This is a genomic window from Paraburkholderia sp. J12, from assembly GCF_905220215.1.
Lineage (GTDB): Bacteria > Pseudomonadota > Gammaproteobacteria > Burkholderiales > Burkholderiaceae > Paraburkholderia.
In genome coordinates this window covers 77458-100033 of the sequence record NZ_CAJMZC010000003.1, presented here as the reverse complement: position 1 = coordinate 100033, position 22576 = coordinate 77458, and the positions used below count along the sequence as shown (strand labels likewise).

At 63.0% G+C, this 22576-nt stretch carries 19 protein-coding genes and 1 pseudogene; 8 read left to right on the top strand and 12 right to left on the bottom strand.

What is annotated here, in order from left to right; genetic code table 11:
• Positions 1-3: 3 nt before the first annotated feature.
• The 3 genes from U5760_RS09150 to U5760_RS09140 all read right to left on the bottom strand — a co-directional run bounded on the left by U5760_RS09150 (position 4) and on the right by U5760_RS09140 (position 4237).
• Positions 4-3213, bottom strand: a complete 3210-nt coding sequence (locus U5760_RS09150) for an efflux RND transporter permease subunit (RefSeq protein WP_322011204.1) — start codon at positions 3211-3213, stop codon at positions 4-6.
• Between the two features lie 124 nt (positions 3214-3337).
• A complete protein-coding gene (locus U5760_RS09145) occupies positions 3338-3844 on the bottom strand; it encodes a hypothetical protein (protein WP_322011202.1) in 507 nt (168 codons plus the stop codon).
• 3 nt (positions 3845-3847) lie between these two features.
• Positions 3848-4237, bottom strand: coding sequence for a hypothetical protein (locus U5760_RS09140; protein WP_322011201.1), 390 nt, complete (start codon positions 4235-4237; stop codon positions 3848-3850).
• A gap of 711 nt (positions 4238-4948) precedes the next feature.
• Between U5760_RS09140 and U5760_RS09135 the strand changes: the two genes are divergently transcribed.
• Positions 4949-5542, top strand: coding sequence for an RNA polymerase sigma factor (locus U5760_RS09135; protein ID WP_322011723.1), 594 nt, complete (start codon positions 4949-4951; stop codon positions 5540-5542).
• Entirely contained in the window at positions 5539-6381 is an 843-nt protein-coding gene (locus U5760_RS09130) for an anti-sigma factor (protein WP_322011199.1), read from the top strand. The genes U5760_RS09135 and U5760_RS09130 overlap by 4 nt, the downstream gene beginning before the upstream one ends.
• Before the next feature lie 83 nt (positions 6382-6464).
• On the opposite strand, the gene U5760_RS09125 is transcribed toward U5760_RS09130, so the two are convergent.
• The 5 genes from U5760_RS09125 to U5760_RS09105 form a co-directional block, all read right to left on the bottom strand.
• Complete coding sequence (locus U5760_RS09125; protein ID WP_415914077.1) at positions 6465-7124, bottom strand: superoxide dismutase; 660 nt, start codon at positions 7122-7124, stop codon at positions 6465-6467.
• Between the two features lie 308 nt (positions 7125-7432).
• Positions 7433-8635 (bottom strand): porin, encoded by a 1203-nt coding sequence (locus U5760_RS09120; protein WP_322011198.1) that lies wholly within the window; start codon positions 8633-8635, stop codon positions 7433-7435.
• 604 nt (positions 8636-9239) lie between these two features.
• On the bottom strand, positions 9240-10058 hold the full coding sequence (locus U5760_RS09115) for a formate/nitrite transporter family protein (RefSeq protein ID WP_322011196.1): 819 nt from the start codon (positions 10056-10058) through the stop codon (positions 9240-9242).
• 323 nt (positions 10059-10381) lie between these two features.
• Entirely contained in the window at positions 10382-11275 is an 894-nt protein-coding gene (locus tag U5760_RS09110) for a LysR family transcriptional regulator (RefSeq protein ID WP_322011195.1), read from the bottom strand.
• A gap of 165 nt (positions 11276-11440) precedes the next feature.
• Entirely contained in the window at positions 11441-12028 is a 588-nt protein-coding gene (locus U5760_RS09105) for a cytochrome c (RefSeq protein ID WP_322011194.1), read from the bottom strand.
• Between the two features lie 493 nt (positions 12029-12521).
• On the opposite strand from U5760_RS09105, the gene U5760_RS09100 reads away from it, so the two are divergent.
• The 4 genes from U5760_RS09100 to U5760_RS09085 all read left to right on the top strand — a co-directional run bounded on the left by U5760_RS09100 (position 12522) and on the right by U5760_RS09085 (position 16505).
• The gene (locus U5760_RS09100) at positions 12522-13835 is read left to right on the top strand and encodes an Nramp family divalent metal transporter (protein WP_322011192.1); all 1314 of its coding nucleotides are present in this window, start codon (positions 12522-12524) and stop codon (positions 13833-13835) included.
• Between the two features lie 164 nt (positions 13836-13999).
• On the top strand, positions 14000-14929 hold the full coding sequence (locus U5760_RS09095; protein WP_322011191.1) for an extracellular solute-binding protein: 930 nt from the start codon (positions 14000-14002) through the stop codon (positions 14927-14929).
• Positions 14930-14948: 19 nt separating this feature from the next.
• Positions 14949-15680: a molybdate ABC transporter permease subunit gene (locus tag U5760_RS09090; protein WP_322011189.1), complete on the top strand. Its 732-nt coding sequence runs from the start codon at positions 14949-14951 to the stop codon at positions 15678-15680.
• Between the two features lie 84 nt (positions 15681-15764).
• Positions 15765-16505 (top strand): response regulator, encoded by a 741-nt coding sequence (locus tag U5760_RS09085; RefSeq protein ID WP_322011188.1) that lies wholly within the window; start codon positions 15765-15767, stop codon positions 16503-16505.
• On the opposite strand, the gene tatC is transcribed toward U5760_RS09085, so the two are convergent.
• From tatC to tatA, 3 genes and pseudogenes are all read right to left on the bottom strand, one after another.
• On the bottom strand, positions 16502-17260 hold the full coding sequence (tatC, locus tag U5760_RS09080; RefSeq protein ID WP_322011187.1) for a twin-arginine translocase subunit TatC: 759 nt from the start codon (positions 17258-17260) through the stop codon (positions 16502-16504). The two genes, U5760_RS09085 and tatC, sit on opposite strands and share 4 nt — an antisense overlap.
• Before the next feature lie 27 nt (positions 17261-17287).
• Entirely contained in the window at positions 17288-17839 is a 552-nt protein-coding gene (locus U5760_RS31635; RefSeq protein ID WP_415914069.1) for a twin-arginine translocase TatA/TatE family subunit, read from the bottom strand.
• Positions 17840-17954: 115 nt separating this feature from the next.
• A pseudogene (tatA, locus tag U5760_RS09070) lies at positions 17955-18098 on the bottom strand (Sec-independent protein translocase subunit TatA); the annotation flags it as partial.
• A 186-nt stretch (positions 18099-18284) separates the two neighbouring features.
• Here tatA and U5760_RS09065 point away from each other — a divergent pair.
• Complete coding sequence (locus tag U5760_RS09065; protein ID WP_322011186.1) at positions 18285-20753, top strand: ATP-binding protein; 2469 nt, start codon at positions 18285-18287, stop codon at positions 20751-20753.
• Positions 20754-20791: 38 nt separating this feature from the next.
• Here U5760_RS09065 and U5760_RS09060 read toward each other — a convergent pair whose 3' ends face one another.
• Positions 20792-21124, bottom strand: coding sequence for a DUF4148 domain-containing protein (locus U5760_RS09060; RefSeq protein WP_322011185.1), 333 nt, complete (start codon positions 21122-21124; stop codon positions 20792-20794).
• A 351-nt stretch (positions 21125-21475) separates the two neighbouring features.
• Between U5760_RS09060 and U5760_RS09055 the strand changes: the two genes are divergently transcribed.
• Positions 21476-22564, top strand: coding sequence for a porin (locus U5760_RS09055; RefSeq protein WP_322011720.1), 1089 nt, complete (start codon positions 21476-21478; stop codon positions 22562-22564).
• The last annotated feature ends 12 nt before the right edge of the window (positions 22565-22576 follow it).

Here is a 22576-nt window from a genome sequence, read left to right as displayed (position 1 = left end):
TCCTTATTCAGCGTGAGTATTCGTATCGAGTGCGGTGTCCGTCGCGTCGGCGGGGCGGGCGGCGCGGCGCTTCGCCAGCCAGCCGTGCACCATGCCGAACACCACGGGGACGAAGACAAGGGTGGAAATCGTGCCGACCGCCAGGCCGCCGATCACGGCGCGTCCGAGCGGCGCATTCTGCTCGCCGCCGTCGCCGAGGCCGAGCGCCATCGGCAGCATGCCGATCATCATGGCGAGCGCCGTCATGAGCACCGGGCGGAAGCGGTTGAAGCCCGCGTCGAGCGCAGCGGCGAGCGGCGCCATGCCGCCGTCGAGCGCTTCGCGCGCAGCGTTGATGACCAGAATGCTGTTGGCCGTCGCAATGCCGATACAGAGGATCGTGCCGGTGAGCGCGGGGACGCTCAGTGTGGTCTGCGTGACGAACAGCATCCACGCGATCCCCGCCATCGAGGAAGGCAGGCCGCTGATGATGATGAGCGGATCGACCCACGACTGGAAGTTCACGACCATCAGCAGGTAGACGAGCGCGATGGCGAACACGAGCCCGAATCCGAGGCCCGCGAACGACGTGTTCATCGACTGTACCTGGCCGCGTATCACGATCGAGGAGCCGGGCGGCAGTTGCGCGCGCGCCGCGTCCACCAGCCGGCTTACGTCGTCGGCTACGCCGCCCAGATCGCGTCCCTGCGTCGAGGCGAAGATGTCGAGCACGGTTTGCACGTTGTAGTGCGAGACGACGGCCTCCTCCTCGCTGCGCGAGATCGTGCCGAGCGTGCCGATCTGGTTCTGCGGATTGAACGCGACCGCGGGCGTCGTCACGGGGATATTGGCGAGCGTCTGCAGCGAGTGGATGTCGTACTGCGGCACCTCGGCCATGAGCGGGTAGCTCACGCCGTTCTTCGGATTGAGCCAGAAGTTGGGCGTGGTCTGCGAGCTGCCCGAGAGCGCGATGAGCAGGTTCTGCGCGACGTCGCGCTGCGTGAGTCCGGCCTGGATCGCCTTGGTGCGATCGACGTTCACGTTGAGCGTCGGTTCGTCGCCGGGCTGCTGGATGCGGGCATCGACGAGACCGCGCACGCCGCGCAACTCATCGAGCAGATGGTTCGCCACCACGCGGTTCTGCGCCAGCTTGTTGCCGACGATCTGCACGTCGATAGGCGCAGGCAGGCCGAAGTTCAGAATCTGGCTGACGATGTCGGCGGGCAGGAAGGCGAAGGTCACACCCGGAAACGACGCATTGAGCACGTTGCGCAGTTTTGCCACGTATTGCGCAGTGGGCTTGTGGTCCGGCTTCAGGGTGATGAGGACGTCCGCATCCTCGGAGCCGATCGGATCGGACGAGTCGTAGGTCAGGTTGATGCCGCTCACCGGCAGGCCGATGTTGTCGAGCACGAGGGCTTCTTCGCTCGCCGGAATCACGGTGCGGATCTTCGCTTCCACCTCGTCGGTAATGCGCGCGGTCTGTTCGATGCGCGTGCCCGTGGGGGCGCGCAGGTGCAGGCGGATTTCGCCGGTATCGACCGAGGGGAAGAAGTCGCGGCCCTCGAACGGCACCAGCACGAGCGAGCCGAGGCACAGCGCGAGCCACACGGCGATGAAGCGGCCGCGCCGCGAAACGGCGGCCGCGAGCACGCCGCGGTAGCGGTTGCGCAGGGCCTCGAAGCGCCGTTCGAAGCGGGCCTGGAAACGGCTCAATACGCCTGCGAGACCCCGCCGGGGCACAGCATTTTTCGCTCGCGCGCGCAGCAGATACATGGCCAGCGTCGGGATCAGCGTGCGCGAGAAGAAGTACGACGCGCACATGGCGAACACCACCGCTTCGGCCATCGGCACGAACAGATAACGCGCGACGCCCGAGAGCAGGAACATCGGCACGAACACGATGCAGATCGACAGCGTCGAGACGAAGGTGGGCACGGCGATTTCGCCCGCACCGTTGAGAATGGCGTCGTGGAGCGGCGCGCCACGTTCGAGGTGATGCGTGATGTTCTCGATGGCGACCGTTGCGTCGTCCACGAGTATGCCGACGGCGAGCGCGAGGCCGCCGAGCGTCATGATGTTGATGGTCTCGCCGAGTGCCGAGAGCGCAATGATCGACGTGAGCACCGCGAGCGGAATTGTCACGGCGATGATGAGCGTGGCGCGCCAGCTGCCCAGAAAGAGCAGGATCATCGCGGCCGTGAGGCCCGCGGCGACGAGCGCTTCGCGCACGACACCGGAAATGGCCGACTTCACGAACACCGACTGATCGGAGAGCGCCGTGATTTTCAGTGCACCCGGCAGGCCCGCAGCGATCTTCGGCAGCATGTCCTTGACTTGCTGGACGATCGTGAGCGTGGAGGCGCTGCCGGTCTTTTCCACGGTCAGGAGCGCGCCGCGCATGCCGTCGGCGCGCACGATGTTGGTCTGCGGCGCGAAGCCGTCGATCACGTGGGCGACGTCGCGCACGTAGATCACGGTGCCGTTCACGGTCTTCACGGGGAGGTCGTTCAGTTCCTGGACGGTCTGGGTCGCGCCGTTCATCTCCACGTTGTATTCGCGCGTGCCGATCTTGGCAGTGCCGCCCGGCAGGATCAGGCTTTGTGCGTTGACGGCGTTCACCACGTCGATGGGCGCGAGTCCCTTCGCCTGCAGGGCTTTCGGGTCGAGCTGGACCATGATCTGCGGAATCTTGCCGCCATAGGGCAGCGGCACGGCCGCGCCTTCGACGGTGGCGAGCTGCGTGCGCACGAAGCTGTTGCCGAGGTCGTAGAGCGACTGTTCGGACAGTGTCTTGCTGGAGAGGCCGAGTTGCAGCACCGGCACGGTGGAGGCGCTGTACGTGATGATGTTGGGCGGCAGCGTGCCCGGCGGCAGGATGCGCAGGATCGACGCGGAGTTCGACGCGGCTTCGGCGATTGCGCGGTTGATGTCGGCGCCGGGGTGGAAAAAGATCTTGACGACCGAGACGCCGTTGAGCGACTGCGATTCGATGTGCTCGATGTCGTCGACGTCGGAGGTGAGGGCGCGCTCGTAGTTCGAGGTGATGCGATGCGCCATGTCTTCCGCGGAAAACCCGTTATACGTCCAGACGATGCTGACGACGGGAATGTTGATGTTCGGGAAGATGTCCGTGGGCGTGCGCATGATCGCGAGCGGCCCGAGGATGAAGAGCAGCACGGCGAGCACGATGAACGTGTAGGGGCGCCTGAGGGCCAGCTTGACGATCCACATGACGGTGTCCGGTTCGAGGCAGGGACGACCCGCGGCCACCGGTATGACGCTTGCCGGCGGCCGCGGGGCGGCGGGATGGACACAAGTATGGGAATCGGGCGCTTACCTGCTGCTGACCCGGAAATTACGGATTTGTTATCTGGGTGTTCCGGTGCGCCTGGTGTGCCGGTTGCAAGACTGTTGCGCCGAGCCGGAATGCGTTGCCGTCGAAGCGATAGTAGTAGGTGCCGTGTTCCGCGCTCTCGTTGCGACTTCCCCGGACGATCAGCAGGCAACTATTCGCGCGGTAGGTTAGCGGCTTCGTCACGTCCAGCGGCCAGTCGGAAACGGTGAACGGCAATGAAGTCACGCGGCCGGTTGCCGTATCGACAGCCGCCGCCATAATGCAACCGGCACCGCAGCCCCATTCGGCGAGTATGTAGTGTCCTGCAAAATTGATCGGACCACGCGCGGCTTCTTTAATGGCGCTACGGTATGCGTGTGAGGGGGCGTCGAACCTCAGGCGCGGCAGTGCATGTTTCGCCTGGACCGTTGCCGGGCAGTCCTCGAGCGCGGGCGCACGCTGCGCGTGCGCAACGCCTGACACAGCAGACAGGACGCACAGCGCGATGGGGATGAGTGCTTTGCGCATGGGTTAGTACCAGTGGTGACGTTTCCAGAAGTCGCGTGCACGGTGCGCTGTTTGATAGCGCCCGTAAATGTAGCGGATTCCGCCCTGACACTCCTCGACTGCGTTGCCGAACGATGCTTCGCCGTGCGGGTTTAATTCGTATTGTGCGTGTAGAAGCTGGAACAGGCCGCGAGCCGTAGAACCACCGTTCCGTGCATCGACTATGCCCGCAGACTCCTGGGCCATGATCCATAGAAGGTCGTCGTAGTCGGCGGAAGAGACGCCTTCCTCTTTCATCGCATCCCGAAGGGCTTGTTGCGACGAAGGTGGAACGACGCTGGCAGGCTTTTCGCGCCAGCCGACCTGCTGTGGATGATGTAACGGTTGGCGCGTGCGTGGATGGACGGCCGGCATGACGGTGTCTCCCTGATCTGGTGGACTCGGCAAGTTAACGCTAACGAAGCCAGGATATCTTGTCGGCGATCAAGCCCGCTTCATCTTTCGGTCATCGTTATGCCTTATACGGTCCCGTCCAGGCTCTGCGACTGTCACGACCCGTCCCAATCTCGCGGACATGACAACCGCGCAGAGACAGGCCGTGCTCGCGGTGGTCTGTCTCTCGAGGCAAATTCCAAACGAAGAACTACATATTGATGACCACCCGCCCCGCAGTCTCCGCAGTTCCCGCAGCGACAGCACGATAGGCAGGCATCCTGCCCGTATTCGAGATCGAAGCGATGGGCGATGATCGGAGCCTTTAGCTTGCCGCTCTCGAGACCTTCCACGAGATTGACCGAGACTCAAAAAACGGTCGGCGCACGGCGCTCTCCATCGCCATGGGGCATTCGCCGCTGTACTGCCCACATTGACGGGCCTCGCATAAAAGGAAAACATAGAGCCGCCTGGCAGCCCATCCCGTTCTTGCATGGATATTGAAAGCGTTTCACAACATGCACCGCTTCCCATAGCAGCCGTCAATGATGACCATAAAAAGGTCCAATTATTCGCCGCACGCCAGACGTTGAATAATGCCGCCATGCCGGACTCCGGCCGGCTGGCCCGCACCCTTGCGGGTCGCCGTCGCACAAGACATCGACGCGGGCTAAGCACACCACTATGTTCTGGATGAGATTACGCGAGCGATGGACCGCGCACGAGCCCGGCTCGCCGGATGCCAGTCCGGACGTGGCGACTGTGCTGCCCGAATTGCTGCCGCGCCTGTGGGCCTTTGCGCTGCGTTTGACGGGCGACCGCCAGGACGCCGAGGACCTGGTTCAGCGCAGCTGCGTGCGCGCACTGGAGCGCGCGGATCAATGCCGGCCCGGATCGTCCACGCTGAGCTGGGTGTTCTCGATCATGCACAGCACGTGGATCAACGAACTGCGCATGCGGGCGGTACGCACCCGCGCCATGGTGCAATGGGACGACGACCTGCTCGCCCAGGTGGCCGACCCGAGTGCGCAGACACCCGAACAGAATGCGATCCATGGCCAGATTCTCGGGGCAGTGCTCGCGCTGCCGGAAAAACAACGTGTGGTGATGCTTTTGGTGGCGGTGGAGGGACTGAGTTACAGTGAAGCCGCAGAAGTGCTCGATGTGCCGATCGGTACGATCATGAGCCGGCTGTATCGTGCCCGGGTTGCTATCGGCGCGCGGTTCGAGGAAGCACGCACGGTCGAAGCGAAACTGGCCGTGCTCGGCAAAGGCACGGCGCTATGAAGATCACCTCCCTGCAACTGCTGGATTACGTGGAAGGCAGGCTGACGCGCGAGGAATGCGTGGAAGTCGAGCGGCTCGTGGCGACCTCGCCGGAGATCGCGAAAGAGGTGCGGTTGTTGCGCGCGTCGCAGTTGCCCTATGTGACGGCCTTCGAGCATGCGAATGTGCCGCCGCTGCCGGATAGTCTGCGGACTTTCGTTGAAGCGCAGGCTGCGCTTCGGCGCAATACGTCGGCGAAACCCGATAAACGTGCCTTGGCCGATCAGCGCCGGGACCGCGGCGGCGTTGCGGCGGCGAAGGTTGCGCCGCACTGGCTGGGCGCGGCCTTCGCGGCGGGCTTACTGGTGGCCGGCGTCGGTTTGCACGTTCTGACACGGCCCGTCGAACCGCCGGCGAGCCTCGCTTCGTCATGGGTCGCGGCTGCGGCGGGTTATCAGGCGCTCTACACGCGCGACACGCTCGCGCATGTCTCCGTGAACGACCCGGTGGTGGCGCAGACCGTGGCGGAAATCCATCGCGACGATGGCCTCGCCATTGCGATTCCGGATTTACGGCCGGCCGGGCTGACGTTCAAGCGTATCCAGCGCCTGCGGTTTCAGGGCCGCCCGCTGGTGCAGATCGTGTATCTGCCGCAGCAGGGCGCACCGGTCGCGCTGTGCGTGATGCAGGAAGCAGGGGCCGATGCGTCGCCGCGCGCTGCACAGGTGGACTCCATGGCCGTCGTCACCTGGCGGCGCAATCAGCTCGGTTATGCCTTGATTGGCGACCCGGACGCCAAAGGCTTGACCGCGATCGCGAAGCAGATCGCAGACGGCGGGTTCGAACCTGCTGCCGGCTAGCCGGTCAGCACGTTCATAGCGGAGTCCTGAATAAAGAGCGACGAAGTGTTGCCCGCTGCGCGGGCAACACGCTCGCACGCCGTCTAAGCTCGGAGACGTGCGTAGTTCTCCGAAGCGAACTTCCAGTTCAGGTGCTGCCCGATGGTCGCCATCAGATAGTCAGGACGGCGGTTCTGATAGTCCAGATAGTAGGCGTGTTCCCACACGTCGACGGTCAGCAGCGGCAGCTGTCCGCTGCGCGTATAGGGTGTTTCCGCGTTGCCGGTCTTCACGACCGCCAGTTCGCCGCGATCCGCGACGAGCCAGCCCCAGCCGCTGCCGAACTGCGAGGCCGAAGTGGTCACGAGCTGCTTCGAGAGGGCTTCTAGCGAGCCGAACTTGCTGTCGATCGCAGCCTGCAGCTTCTCGTCCGGCGCCGTTTTCACGGGGCTCAGCGACTTCCAGTAGAAGTTGTGATTCCACGCCTGCGCCGCGTTGTTGAACACGTCTTCCAGATCGGCCCGGCCGTGCGATTCGAGCACGATCTGTTCGAGCGGCAGCGAGGCCATCGGCGTGCCGTCGAGCAGCTTGTGCAGATTGTCGAAGTAAGCCCGGTGATGCTTGCCGTAGTGGATGCCGATCGTGCGTTCGGAAATCACGGGCTCGAGCGCATTCTGGGCGAACGGCAGCTCAGGCAGCGTGAGTGGCGAGGTGCCCAGGTAGGCGAGGATCGCTGCGTCGTCGGGATGCCCGGGGGCAGGCATGTTGGTCGAGGCGGCGAGGCCCAGCTTCGAGATCATGAGCGCGGCCGTGCCGAGCGAGCCGGCCGTCAGCAGCTGACGGCGTGAAAGTTGCGATGGGATCATGGCGAGAGTTCCGTTGCAATGGGGAGAAGGGTTCGTGCTTGCCGCACGCCCGAAACAAGAGAACAGTCACCTCATCCGGATTATTCCGTCGCGCCGGATCCTTCGTTTCCAGTCGTTTTCATACCTCGCATACGATTCGCAAACGACAACGGGCGAGGCCCCGGATGCACGCGGCACCCGAAGCCTCGCCCGCATCGAGCCAACGCTTAGAAGCGATGCTTGAGGCCGACCGCGACAACCACCTGCTGGTTGCCCGTCGACGGGTTCAGCGTATAGACGCCGGCGTCGAAGGCGGAGATGTTGTTGCCGCCGCCAACGCGCTGATACACGCCTTCCAGGTACACGTCCGTGCGCGGCGAGAACAGGTAGTCGGCTTGCGCCATGACCTGGTTCCAGTGCGGGTGGGCGTTGGTGGCCGACGAGTTGAACGTTGCCATGGTGTACGTATAGGACGCACCCAGGCTGAAGTCCGGACGCACGAAGTAGCGGCCATTGAGTTCGAAGTTGTCGAACTTGATGTAGTTGCCGGCGCCGTTCGAGGGGCCGGGCAGCGCGCCGTTGCTCGTGCTGCCGCCGTACCAGAGGCTCGACACGCTGTCGGTGGACGTGTGCGTCCAGACGAGGCCGACCGACGACTTGCCGAACATGTATTGCGCGCCGAGACCGAACATCTTCTGCGTGCCGCCGATGGTCAGTGCGTCGCCGTCGCCGGTGCTGACCGCGCCGGTGGCGTTCTGTGCATTCGGATCGCGGTTGATCTGCAGGTACGAGGCCGCGAGGTTGACCGGGCCGAACGAATAGGCGAGGCCCGCGCTGTAGGCGCTGTTGTTCGAGATGTCGCCGGCTTCGCCGCCGAAGGCGTACATCGCGCCGATCTTCAGACCGTTGATCGAGGCGCTGCTGAACTTCACCGAGTTGTTCAGGCGCAGGTCGTTGTTCAGGTTGTCGTTATCGTACGGGTGCTCGGCAATGTTGCCGCCGAAGCCGGAGCCCGTTGCGCTCAGCGGCGCGAGATAGCTCACCATGAAGTCGTACTGGCGGCCGAGCGTGAGCGTGCCGTATTGCGTGGAGCTCAGGCCCACCCAGGCTTGCCGGCCGAACAGGTCGCCGCCGTTCTTGAGCGTGCCGTTAGCGGAATTGAAGCCGTTTTCCAGCCAGAAGACCGCCGAGAGGCCGCCGCCCAGGTCTTCCGTGCCGCGCAGGCCCCAGCGCGGAGTGTAGACGCTGCCTGCGAACTCTTGCCATTGCGCTCCGCCGCCGGCGGCGGGTTTCGCTGCGTTGGCGCGGGCGTCGCTGCTGTAGACCACGCCGGTGTCGATGACGCCGAACAGCGTCACACTGCTTTGAGCATGTGCGGCGACACTGGCGAACAGCACCGATGCCGCGACGGCGAATTGCCGGTAGTTCATGAGATTCTTCTCCGTTCTAGATTCCGTTCCCCGCAACGATTACGGCGACTGTGGAACGGGCGGAGTATAGGGATAGCCCTAATGAGCGTGGGCTTCGTCGTATGAAACTGAATTGTTCAGAATTCGAAATTTCCGTTCACAAAAAAGACACATCTTTCCCAATGCTTGCTGCATCGCAGGAGCACGGTTGAGAAAGCGGAAAGAAGCCGCCTGCGTGAGGCCGTTTCATGCGCGCGCTGTTGTTTGGATGCGACTTCCTCGATGAATCCTTCGGGCTGCGTTGCCCGCTTCCGCGTGCATGCGGGTCGGCGCCTGCATCGACGTGCAGACACATTCATGAAAAAGAGGGAGATGCATTTCCAGCCGCTTCACGGTCCAGGTGGATACGAGCGAGCGCAGCGAGTCAGGCGGGAAGGTCAGAACAAGAGACGGGTGGCGATTGTACGCCGTACGCGGTACACGGCGTTTATGCGGATGACGACGCCCGCTCAGGCGTCGTCGCAAGTCATCAGAGATTGCCCGGAATATTCGGGTCGTTTTCAATGGGCGAGCAGGCGCATGACAGTTCGTCCAACCGTCCCCTGAGCGCCTGCCTGAACCGCTATCAGTGCGTGCGTACCGTCGTGACGGCAGTCGGCACCTTCGCATTCGAGGGATGGCCGATACCGCCTTCCTGCAGCCAGTAGCCCATGGCCATAAAGAGTGCGCCGCCCACGAGGTTGCCCAGCGTGACGAAGATTTCGTTGTGGATGGCGCCGGCAAGCGTGACGTCGGCGGGATGGCTGCCGATGAGCGCGAGCGCGAAGACGAACATGTTGGCCACGCTGTGCTCGAAGCCGCTCGCCACGAAGGCGAACACGGGCCAGAAGATGAGACCGAGTTTGGCGCCGTCGTTCTGCGTGCGGCTCGTCATCCACACGGCGAGACACACCAGCCAGTTGCACAGCAGGCCCTTGGCGAAGAGAGGCATCGCCGGCGTGGACATCTTCACTTCCACGGCTTTGAAGAACACCGCGGATCCATCGGTCAGCAGCACGCCGCCGCCGGCTGCATGGAGGATTGCGGCGAGGACCGCCGCGCCGATCAGGTTCCCGATCCAGCTCACCACCCACACCAACAGCACCTGCCCCACGCCGGATTCGCCGCGCAGGAGTGCGAACGGCATGTACATGGCCGTGCCGGTGAAGAGATCGGAGCCGGCAAAGATGACGATGGTGAGCGCACAGGCAAACACGGCGCCCATGACGAGGTGAACGTAGGCCGGATCGACATGCGAGCCGACCGAGAACATGAGGATGTCACCGAATCCGATATAGGCGCCGGCCATGGCGGCACCAATCAGAAAGGCAAGGGGCGTGTTAAGAATGGAAAACGCCTTGTGGGCGCCGATTTTGGCGAATTTATCGATGCTGTCTGCGTACATGCGTGACTCCGGGGTGTGCCCTTTCAGCATGGTTTCCACGCGGGCACTTCAAGGCGGCTGCAGCGACGCGCGCAGCCGGAGCGGAATTGGAGCAGCAAATCCGGTTTCGATCCATAAAAAACCGGGTTCTTTTTCACTGTGCTCCCAGGATTTATAGCGATCTGTACGCCTATAGGAACCATAGGCTTCGCGAAAGAGAAAGCATAGTGAGTCGAGGCTGGAAAGAAAACTCGAAAATCAGTTTTTCAAAAGGCTTCCATTCGCATTCGAGTAGTCGGATGTCGTCCGGGAGGTTCGGCGGCGCGGCGATAGACATAGGAGGATCACTCTTGCTGGAAGTGCTCGACGGCCAGCTCGACAAACGCCTTCACCTTGAGCGGGAGAAATTTGCGGTTCGAGTAGACGATGCGAAACTCGCGGTCGGGCAGGCTGTAGTCGGGCAGGAGGCGTTGCAGCTTGCCGGTGCGAATGTCGTCGTCCACCAGATAGGCCGAGAGCGTCGCGACACCGAGGCCGGCCAGCGCGCATTTGCGCACCATGCCGATGTTGTCCGTGCACAGGACGGGCTTGGGCGCGACGATGGTTTCCGTGTCGTCCGGGCCGTGGAATACGATTTCGTTGCTCGTGTGGCGGGTCCGGAACGCCAGATAGAGATGTCGTTCGAGGTCCTGAGGATGAGCGGGCGTGCCGTGACGCGCCACGTACTCCGGCGAAGCGCAGGTGTAATAGTCCGTCGACGTGAGGTGCCGGGACACCAGCGTTTGCCCCGTCACGTTGCGCGCGGCAAGAATGCCGAGATCGAAATCTTCTTCGATCAGGTCGACGGCCCGATCGGCCAGCGAGAGGTCGACGGTGACGTTAGGGTAGGCTTGCCGGTAAGCCGTGAGAATGGGCGCGAGCTTGCGCATGGCAAAGAGTGCGGGCGCAACGATACGCAGCCGCCCGGAGGTGCTGCTCGCGTTCGAGGAAAGCATCGAGTAGGTTTCCTCGATCTCGCCCAGAGTCTGGCGGCAGCGGTCCAGATAAAGGCGCCCCGCTTCGGTGGGCGACATTCTGCGCGTCGTGCGCTGCAAGAGCCGCGCACCCAGGTGCTCTTCAAGGTCGCTGATGATGCGGCTGATGCGCGGAACGCTGATGTCCAGCGCATCCGCCGCGTTCGCGTAGCTGTTCGCTTCGGTTACCTTGACGAACACCCGCATGGCTGTGAGTACGTCCACTATATTCCTCCGTCGATCGTGTCTGCCCCGTGTATCTGACCTCCAGCCCGCGTGACAGTCCGTCCTTTGTCGTTAGGGGGACTTTAGCTTGCATGCGAACGGCTGTTTGGACAGACACTTCGGAATTTCGGACATTTCCACTTCGGAACCGCGGGCAGGGGACCGCTAGTGGGACGGCGGCACGACGGCTGTCTGCGAGATTGCCGCATAGGCACCCGGCGTGTCGCCGTGCACGATCTGGTCGTAATGGTCTTTCGATACGCCGCGCTCGGCGAAGATGAACGCGGCCACCTGCCAGAGCGTCTGGTCGGATTGCGTCTTGCCGAACGAGGGCATGGCCGTCATGTTCACGCCGTGCTTGATCGTCCAGAACATCAGGTCGGGCTTATTGCGGCGGCTCGCGGCCAGCAGCGACGGCGCCGCCGGCTGGATGCCGCGGCCGATGGGGCTGAGCGGCCGGTCTGGGGCGCCGTGGCACGCCGCGCAGCTGGCGTCGTACATTTGCGCGCCCGCGCGGATGTTTTCGAGGGAGAGCAGATCGGCGGGCGCGCTATCGGATTTCGCGTGCCGGTGCAGCGAGGCTTCATACGTGCTGTGCAGCATCCACGCCAGCAGCGGGTTGTCTTTCGAACTGGCCGATACGTCGTACCAGCCGGACTGGATGAAGACGAGGGTGGCACCGGCGGCCAGTACGATCATCGCAACGACGGTTGCGGCAACGGTTGCAATTCGGGAGCGGGAGGCGAGCATCATGTTCCTGGCACGGTATGAAGGTGCATGCATCCTATGAGGTTGAAGTTTCCAGCCCAATGACGCCTTGATTACCAATCTGTTATCTGGCGTGAGGGTTGACCTGAAGCGGCCTCGAACGGCAGTTTCAGCCGGTGGACATAAAGCGCAATGCCGAACAGCGCGGCTGCCGCTTTCGGACAGTTTTAAAAAGGGCGGGGGAAATCGCATGGCTCAATCCATGAATTTTCCTTCATGGATTGGTGATGCCGCGAGAACGGCTTCATACCGTATTCTTGCGACCATATGAATCCGCGGCGCTGACCCGGCAGATCGGGCACCCGCAGCGATTCGACAAGAGCTGCCGTCTCGTTCGAGATGGGAAGCTTATCGTAACTTTTTCACTGATCTTGTTTAACCCGATATGGCACCGGGGATATCCCGGAACGCTGTGGCTCGCGCTCGCGGCTACGGTCCCAGATTTTTACCGTTCAATATTCGTCGAGAGGTTTTTGTCATGAACACGGGTGAAATGTCGCAAAGATTGACCGATAGAACGATGCTGGCAATTCACGATGTCCTGGCCGGCCGCCGACGAAGCAGCGGGCTGAGCCGGTTGCTGTTTGCGGGACCGGCCGTGGTGGCGTCGATTGCCTATATGGATCCGGGCAATTTCGCCACCAATATTCAGGCCGGTGCGCAATTCGGTTATTCGCTGCTGTGGGTCGTGCTGGCCGCCAATGTGATTGCCATGCTGTTTCAGGCACTGTCCGCCAGGCTTGGCATCGTGACTGGCCGCAATCTCGCGGAACTGTGCCGCGAGCACTTTCCGCCGCGCGTGGTGTACAGCATGTGGGCCGTGAGCGAAATCGCGGCCATGGCGACCGACCTCGCGGAGTTTCTGGGCGGGGCGATCGGCTTGTCGCTGCTGTGCCATTTCCCCTTGATCGACGGCATGATCGTGACCGGCGTGGTGACCTATGCGCTGCTGCTTGCCGAAAGACAGGGCTTCCGGCCGATCGAGCTGATTATCGGCGGCCTCGTTGCGACCATTACGCTGTGCTATGTGGTCGAACTGTTCATCGCGCCGGTGGCGTGGGGCGCGGCCCTGCACGGCACGTTCGTGCCGGTGCTCCACTCGGGCGAAGCGCTCACGGTTGCAGTCGGGATTCTGGGCGCGACGGTCATGCCGCATGCCATCTACCTGCACTCCGGCCTGACCCAGAAGCGCGTGGTGCCGCGCACGGAAGAAGGCCGCCGCATGCTGATCCGCTTTTCCAATCGCGAGGTGCTCATCGCGCTGAGCGTGGCCGGGCTCGTCAACATGGCAATGGTCGTCATGTCGTCCAGCGCGTTTCATGCGGGGCACTCCGATGTGTCCGAAATCGAAACGGCCTACCACATTCTCACGCCGCTGCTGGGCGCGGGTGCGGCAGGGGTGTTCCTCGTTTCGCTGCTGGCGTCGGGCGTTTCCAGTTCGGTGGTGGGCACGATGGCCGGGCAGATGATCATGCAGGGCTTCGTGGGTTTCCACATCCCTGTGTGGCTGCGCCGGGTGGTGACCATGGCGCCCGCGTTCATCGTGGTCGCATTGGGCCTGAACCCCACCGATGCCCTCGTCTATAGCCAGGTGGTCCTGAGTTTCGCGCTTCCGGTGCCGATGATTGCGCTGGTGATGTTTACGCGCCGGCGCGACATCATGGGCGCCTACACGAGCAGCAGGCTCGTGAGCACGGCGGCCATTGCGGGAACGGTGATCATTCTGGTGCTCAACATCGTGCTGATTCTGCAGACGTTCGGCGTGAATATTCCGGGCCTGCCTGGCAACTGATCCGCAACCGGGGATCGCACCCGGGCGGTGCGCGCTTTCGACTGTGTTCCTCGCGCGGTTCGCGAACTGTGCTTCTACCGGGTCCTCGCGGATCGCTATATTTCATGCTGCATGTCGAGGAATAATGTGTTGCCACAACGAATCGCGAGAGGATTCGCAACAGGATGAAAGTGAAACGACGCATGACCGTATGGGGGGCGGCAGCCCTTCTTGCTGCGCTGACGATCGGCAGCGCCCGGGCGGAGGAGTCGATACGCGTGACCTATGCGGGATCCATGGGCGTAGTCATGGACAAGGCACTGGGGCCGGCCTTTGCACGGGTGAACCATGTGCAGTATCAGGGGCAGGGCGAGGGTGCCTACGGTATGGCGCGACTCCTCGCCTCGCGCAAGATCGTGGCGGACGTGTTCGTTTCGATCACGCCGGGCCCCATGCGGATACTAAAGCAGGCGGGGCTGATCGATCAGGCCGTTCCGGTCGCGAGCACGAGCATGGTGATCGCGTATAACCCGCGCAGCCCGTTCGCGAAGGCGCTGGCGGCGAGCCGGGCCGGCGGCGCCAACCCATGGTGGAAGGTGCTGCTCACGCCCGGACTGCGCTTCGGGCGCACCGATCCGGCGATCGACCCGCAAGGGCAGAACATCGTCTTTACCCTGCTGCTCGCGCAGCGCTACTACGGTCAGCCGGAACTGGCAAAGCAGGTGCTGGGCGAGATCGAAAATCCGCAGGAAGTCTTTGCGGACGGCGGTTTGCTGACGCGGCTGGAAGCCGGGCAGGTGGATGCGTCTTCCGGTTATGAGAGCGCGGTCATTTCGGCGGGACTACCATACATCGCGCTGCCCGACGAGATCAACCTGAGCAATCCGGCCTACGGCCAGAGCTGGTACGACACGGTTTCCTTCGACCTGCGCGATGCGGACGGCAACGTAAAGACCCTGCGGCCCCAACCGCTGGTGTTTTATGCTGCAGTACTGAAGAATGCCCCGGATCCCACGCAAGCAAGGCAGTTCGTGGACTTCGCGCTGAGCAGCGAGGGGCAGGCGCTTTTCAAACAGAACGGCTATGGACCTCCCAAAGGCGGTCCGCTTCAATAGCGCGCCCACGGGGGCGCTGTTGCTGCCCGCGTTGGTTTTACTGGTGCTGCCGCTGGTAGCGCTCGTGGGGCAAACGCATTGGACGCAACTGGAAGCCGCGTATGGCGACTGGCATGCTGTCGAGGTGTCGGTCACGTTGAGCGCGGTGGCCATGATCGCCATCGTGGGCCTTGGCCTGCCGCTGTCGTTCTGGCTGGCGAGAACCGAATGCCGCCTCAAGGGAGCCGTGGAGACCCTGGTTCTGCTTTCGCTGCTGACGCCGTCGCTGGCCACCGGCATCCTGCTCGTTTCGGTCTATGGTCCGTATGGTTCGGTGGGCGAGTTGCTCGACCGTATTGGTATTTCGCTCAACAACAACGCGTCTTCCTTCATCGTGGCGCAGGTCTATGGCGGCCTCGCCTATTTCGTCATGGCTGCGCGGACCGCCTTTGAAAACGTCCCGCGCCTGCTCGAAGAGGCGGCCCAGGATCTGGGGTGTTCGCCGTGGGGCACGTTCCGGCACGTGAGTTTGTGTCTCGCCGCGCGCGAGATTCTGGTCGGGGCGGTGGTCGCGTGGGTTCGCATCATCGGCGAATTCGGCATTGTTGCCGTATTTTCTTATTTCCCGCAGGGGATTCCGGTCAAGCTCTTCGTCAATCTGCAGAACGACGGGGTACAGTCGGTGTATGTGCTCGTCTGGATACTGCTCTTGCTGACGCTGCCTGTTCCCCTGCTCGTTCTTTCCCTGTCGAGGCGCGCATCAGGAAGGTGAACCCTGCCGGCAAGGCGGATTCCCACTGGGCGCCCACGCTATAATTCATCGCCATGGCCCTGTGTTGCCATGGGAGCACTACGCATGAGTAACGAAAACCCGCCTCATATTCTTGCGGTGGACGACGACCCCGCGATGACCGCATTGATTGCCGACTACCTTCGGGACCACGACATGCGCGTGACCGTGGCTTCGAGCGGCAAGGAGATGACCGAGGCGCTCAAAGAACATGCCATCGATCTGATCATCCTCGACGTGAGGATGCCGGGCGAGGACGGCATGCAGATTGCCCGGCGCATTCGCGATCATTCGTCGCTGCCGATCATCATCGTCTCCGGACGGATCGAAGAGGCCGACCGCGTGATGGCGCTCGAACTGGGCGCCGACGACTACGTGACCAAGCCGTTCAGCTCGCGCGAGTTGCTCGCGCGCATTCGCACCGTCTTGCGCCGCACAGCGGCGGTCCAGTTGCTCACGGGGCGCCAGCCCGACGTGCGCGCTTACCGCTTTGCGGGCTGGGAACTGAATACCGGCACACGCAAGCTCACCTCGCCGGCAGGCCTGCGCGTGGAACTCACCAACGGCGAATTCTCGCTGCTGAGCGCATTTCTCGCGGCGCCCGGGCGCGTGCTGTCGCGCGAGCAATTGCTCGAAGCGAGCCGCCTCTACGACGACGTCATCGACCGGTCGATCGACGTGCAGATTCTGCGGCTGCGCCGCAAGATCGAGGCGAACCCTTCGAATCCGCAGTTCATCAAAACCGAGCGGGGCGCGGGCTATATCTTCGCCGCGCCGGTGGAGCGGTTCAGCGCCGCGTCGCTCTAGTCCGTCGCACTGCGCTTGCGCCCGCCGAGCCGCGCCACGATCACGCCTGCTTCGTACAACAGAATGAGCGGCAGCGCGAGAATCAGCTGGGACAGCACGTCGGGCGGCGTCACCACGGCCGAGACGACGAACGCGCCCACCACCACATAGGGCCGGCTCTTGCGCAGCATTTCCACCGAAACCACGCCGATGCGCACGAGCAGCACGACCACGACGGGCACTTCGAACGTCACGCCGAACGCGATGAACATCGTCATCACGAAGCTCAGATAGTTGTCGATGTCCGTGTTCATGGCCGCGTCGAGCGGCGCGTTGTAGTGCGCCATCACGCGAAAGATCGTCGGAAACACGATCAGGTAGGCGAATGCCATGCCGCACAGGAACAGCCCATAGCTGAAGCCGACGAGCGGCGCGACCAGACGCTTTTCGTGCTGATACAAGCCGGGCGCCACGAAGGCCCAGATCTGGTAGAGCACGACTGGCAGCGCAATCACGAAAGCCACGAGCATCGTGACCTTCATTGGGACGAAGAACGAGCCGGTCACGTCCGTGACGATCAGCTTGCCGCCGGCGGGCAGATTCGCCATGAGCGGGTGGGCGAGGATGCGAAAGATGTCCGGCGCCCAGTACACGAGGCCGAGAAACACCACGATCACCGCTACGCCGGCACGGATGATCCGGTCGCGCAGTTCGACGAGGTGGGCGACAAAGGGGCTGGCGATGGACTCGTTCGGAGTCTGCTGAAGTTCACTCACGCGGAGGTCCATGGGCGGTGGGGCGGGTTAAAGGAAATAGCGGCGTTGACCGGCCGCGAGCGCGGGGCGCCTCAAGGTGCGCGGCGGGCGATTGCCGCCATGCGCGAGCGTTGCCCATCGCCGCGATGCGGACGCTGCGCCACGCTTGATGCGCCAGTTCTTGCGCGGCGCGCGCTGGGGCGTCAGATCATGACGCGGCTTCAGCCAGCCCTCCCGTTCGGGCAGTGCCTCGATCGACGGACCGGACGGCGAATCGGATTCGATCGCACGGCGCAAAGCCGCGCCTTCGGCATCCACGGCTTCGACTACCGACTGGAGTTGCGCATGCTGCTCGCGCAGTCCCTCGTCGACAGCGTTGCGGGCTTCGGCGGCTGCCGCTTCGATATCGCCTTTCCACTGATGCAGCTTGTCGAGCTCGATCTCGCGGTTGACCTCCGTCTTCACCTCGTCGATATAGCGTTGGGCGCGGCCGAGCAGTGCGCCCGCGGTGCGGGCCACACGCGGCAGGCGCTCCGGTCCGAGCACGACGAGCGAGACGACGCCGATCACGGCGGCCTTGGTCAAGGAAAAATCGAGCATGGCGGCAGATTCCTTAGCGCTTGATCGATCGCCCGTCTCAGAGCGGCGGCGTGTGGACGCTGTCCTTCGCGCCGCTGGTGGCGGCAGCGATGCCCGGTGCTTCCACTTGCGGAAGTGAGTCGGACTCCTGCATACCTTGCTTGAATCCCTTGATGGCACCGCCCAGATCGCTGCCGACGTTGCGAAGTTTCTTCGTGCCGAAGACGATTGCTACCAGCAGCAAAACGATCAGCCAGTGCCAGATGCTTAATGAACCCACGGATTTTCTCCTTGAAAAACGCTGCTTCCTGTCGATACCTATTGAAAACCCGTGGGGTTACGCGCGCGTTTCAGCCGGCAGGCTTCGGGTTACATTTGAAATGCCCGAGTGCTTTACTTCGCATTGCGCTATGCACGCGATGTTGCGTATATCATAACGATCGCATTCCTTAATCTCGCGAGCATCATGAACGACGCGCAACGAACCAGACGGATCATCGGCGGAACGAATCTGTACCGCGTGATTGCCGTGGGCGCTGCGTTGATCGTGTTGCTGGTCTGGGTGGCGTCGGGCTGGGATGCGTGGCGCGCGCGGCGCTTTACGCTGGCGGACAACGATCGCGAGATGTCGAGCCTCGCGAACGCCATTGCGGAGCAGTCGGCCCGTTCTCTCCAGGAAGTGGATCTGATTCTGCGCCGCACGGCTGTGTGGGAACGCGAAGCGAAGACGCAGACCATCGGCCCCGAAGACGAAACGGCCTTCCTGCGCCGGCAAATCGAAGGACTGCCGCAGATTCGCGAGCTCACCATTACCGACACGAACGGCATGCGCATCGCGTCCACGATGGTGTTGTCGAAATCCGATCCGGATATCTCGGGGCGCCGTTACTTTCAGGAACTCAGGAACGCTTCGGGCAATGCGCTCGTCATCAGCGAGCCGCTGGAAAGCCTGTTGGGCCGCAGGCCCACGTTTGCGATGGCGATTCGCCTGCAGGATGCCGATGGCAATTTTGCCGGGGTAGCGCGCGCACTCGTGGAGGAAGACTATTTTCGCGACTTCTACCGGCGCACCGATCTCGGGCCCGGCGCTTCGATCGAGCTCCTTCGCGACGGCGGCATTCCAATTGTCCAGTATCCGGCCGCAGAACCGGGGCGCGCATCGGAAGAGGTGCGCACGGTGGTGAAGCCGGTGCCCGGCTTCGCGCTGGAGGTACAGGTCTCGCGCGACCAGTCGGTGGCGCTGGCCGACTGGCGTACCACGTCGATCAACGCGTTCGTTCGCACTGCCTTGATCTCGGCCTTCGTCGCGTTGCTGGCCTATGCGCTGATCCGGCAGATGCGCCGTCTGGAAGAAGTGAATGTGCGGTTGCGCACGAGCGAACGAAGATGGCGCGCGGTGTTCGAGAATGCGCCGCTGGGCATCGTCGTGTTGACCGGGGAGGGGGCGTGTCAGGCGACGAACCCGGCCTTCCAGCGCATGGTGGGTTATTCGGCTGCAGATCTCGCACGACTGAATGCATTCGATCTGATACATGACGAAGACGTGCAATCGACGCGCGAGCACGCCAACCAACTGTTTTCGGGCGCGCTGGACAAGATCCGCTTTCAGGTGCGCTACCTGCATCGCGACGGTCAAATCGTGTGGACCGATGTGGGCATGGCACGCGTGGCCGGAGATCAGGCGCCGCTGGCCGTCGGTGCACGGCTACCGGCGGGCATGCTCGTCGTGACGGTCGAGGACATCACGTTGCGCCGCGAAGCGGAAAGAGAGCGGCGGCGCCTCGAATCGCAACTGAGGCAGTCGCAGAAACTCGAAGCGCTCGGCACGTTTGCCGGCGGAATCGCGCACGACTTCAACAACATACTCGGTGCGATTCTCGGCTATGGCGAGCGCGCGTTTCGCGCGCTGCCGGCGGCCAGCGAAGTGCGGTCCTACGTGGAGCATGTCCTCAACGCGGGCAATCGGGCGCGTACGCTGGTCGAGCGCATCCTGACGTTCAGCCGCTCGGGCATGACGGTACGCGTACCGGTGCGCGTGCAACCGGTTGTGATGGAGACGCTCGATTTGCTGAAGGTCAGGCTGCCGGAAAGCATCGACCTCGCGGCGAGCCTCGAAGCTGCCGACGCCTACGTGGCCGGCGATGCGACCCACATCCACCAGGTCGTGATGAATCTGTGCAGCAATGCGGTGCTGGCGATGCCGGGCGGCGGCAAGCTGACGGTTGTGCTCGAAAGGACGCACCTGCCTGTTGCTACTACGCTGTCGAATGGCGTGGTCGGCCCTGGCGAATGTCTCCGGCTTACCGTGGCGGATACCGGCACGGGTATTGCACCCGACATGCTCGAACGCATCTTCAATCCGTTCTTCACGACGCGAAAAACCGGCGAGGGGACGGGATTGGGCCTGTCGCTCGTCGATGGCATCGTGCGCGAATACGGCGGCGGCATTCATATCGCGAGCGTGGTGGGCGAGGGGACGCAATTCGACGTCTATCTGCCCGTGACCGATGCGCCGCCGCCCGCTACCGACGAAATGCCGAAGTCGCTACCGCGCGGCGATGGCCAGGTCGTGCTGATCGTGGACGACGAACCGGTGCTTGTCTCGCTCGCCGAAGACGTGCTGGCCGAACTGGGCTATGAACCCGTGGGCTACGGCTCGAGCCTGGCGGCGCTCGCGGCATTCGAAGCGGCGCCTGCGCGCTTCGATGCGGTTCTCACCGACCAGACGATGCCCGATCTCACGGGGCTGGAACTCACGGCGCGTATCCGCGCCATTCAGCCTTCCTTGCCCGTGATCCTGTGCAGCGGATATGGCAATGCCGCGCTCGAGCGCGAGGCTCGCGAGGTGGGCGCGGTGGCACTGCTATGCAAGCCGCTGCGCGCGGAAGACCTCGCGCTCGCCCTGCACCGCGCATTGCACCGGCTGACCCAGTAACGGCCCGCGGAGCGACTCCCCGGGCGTCATCCCGATCCTCAGCCTGCCGGCGTTGCCGGTACGCCATTGGCCGCCGTGCCCGGGGCATTCTGCGCGCCTGCGGGCAGGCAGTCCGCATGGTATTCCGCCTGGAGCTTGCGTTGCGCGACGTGGAGTTCGTGGGGATAGAACTCGTCGTCGGCAGACGGGTCATAGCCCACCGATTCGAGTTCCGCCAGTTCCTGCATGAGTTGCGCGTGGGTCACTTCGCCCTTGAGCGGCGTGAACGGATAGTCGTTGCATTGCGCGGGCGTGAGGTGCGGGCCGGCGAAGGCCGAGGCGCTGCAGACCGCAAGCGCTGCCACGAGGGTGGTTCTGAGTACCAGTTTCATGATCGTTTTCCCGTTGAGTGAAGTATCGAATGACGACGAGCATCGTTCGTCGATAATCAAGCGTACCTGGCGGGGAAGAGCGGGTGTTTGTTATATCGATGAAGGAAAGTTAATGCGTCGCGAGAGGAAAAGCCTGTGTGGGATCGCTATGCCAGAACAAAGCCTTGATCCGCGATACCCCTGATGCGTAATTGAGACAAACTGGCTGAAAGACTGGGTTTCAGCGCGTATCGCCTTTTGCTCCGATATAGTCCACCGCAGGTTTTCGCGTTTATCAAGCGGCCTGATAATTAATTTGGTATGCGAATCAATATCGGAGGAATCGTGAAGAGAGCAGCGGTGGCAAAGTATATTGCAGGCGTGGTGGCGGCGTTCGGTGTGGCTAGCGCCGCCCACGCCCAGAGCACGGTCACGCTGTACGGGGTGATCGATACCGGCCTGGACTTCGCCAGCAACGTGAACGGGCAGCGTTTGTGGCAGGAAGCCAGCGGCGTGAGCGCGGGTAGCCGCTGGGGCGTGAGAGGCAGCGAGGATCTGGGTGGCGGTCTTTCGGCCGTATTCGATCTGGAAAGCGGCTTCGACTCGACCAATGGCGCGCTCGGCAGCAGCCTGGCGTTCTCGCGCAACGCGTTCGTCGGTCTCGCCAGCGCCACGGCCGGCACGGTGACGTTAGGCCGCCAGTGGGATCCGGTAGTCGATCTCCTCGAACCCTATTCGCTGAACAGCCAGTACGGCGGCTGGTACTTCTCGCATCCGAACGACATGGACAACCTGGACAACGGGTTCGCGGTCAGCAACGCGGTGAAGTACACCAGCCCGAAAATCGGCGGCTTCACGGGCGAGGCGTTGTACTCGTTCGGCGGCAAGCCCGGGCAGTTCTCGAACGATTCCGCCTGGAGTGCGGCAGGCGCGTGGACGGGCGGCAGCTTCTCGGCCGGTGTGGGCTATCTGCGCGTGAACGATCCGGAAACGGCTATTCAGAGCTACCAGAACGGCGACGGCTACACCAATGCCGTGTACGGCAGCTATCTGCAGAACGCCCGCAGCCAGAACATTTTCGTGGCCGGTCTCTCGTATCAGGTCAATGCCTTCAAGTTCATGGGCAACTTCTCGGACGTGGATTTCCAGCAGGGCGACGCGGGCCAGGACGTGAAGTTCCAGAACTACGAAATCGCCAGTACCTTCGCGGCGACCTCGCAGTTGAACCTCGGTGCCGGCTTCACCTATACCGATGGCCGCGACCATGCGACGGGCCAGGAGCCCTGGTACGAGCAACTGAATCTGAGCGCCGAATACGAGTTGTCCAAGCGGACTGCCGTCTATGTGCTGGCGGCGCTTCAGAAGGCGGGGGGCGGTGCGGTGGCGCAGATTGCCGGGTTCAATCCGTCGTCGAACGACAAGCAGCTTGTTACGCGCATCGGCTTGCGGCATAGCTTCTGATCGCGAGGCACG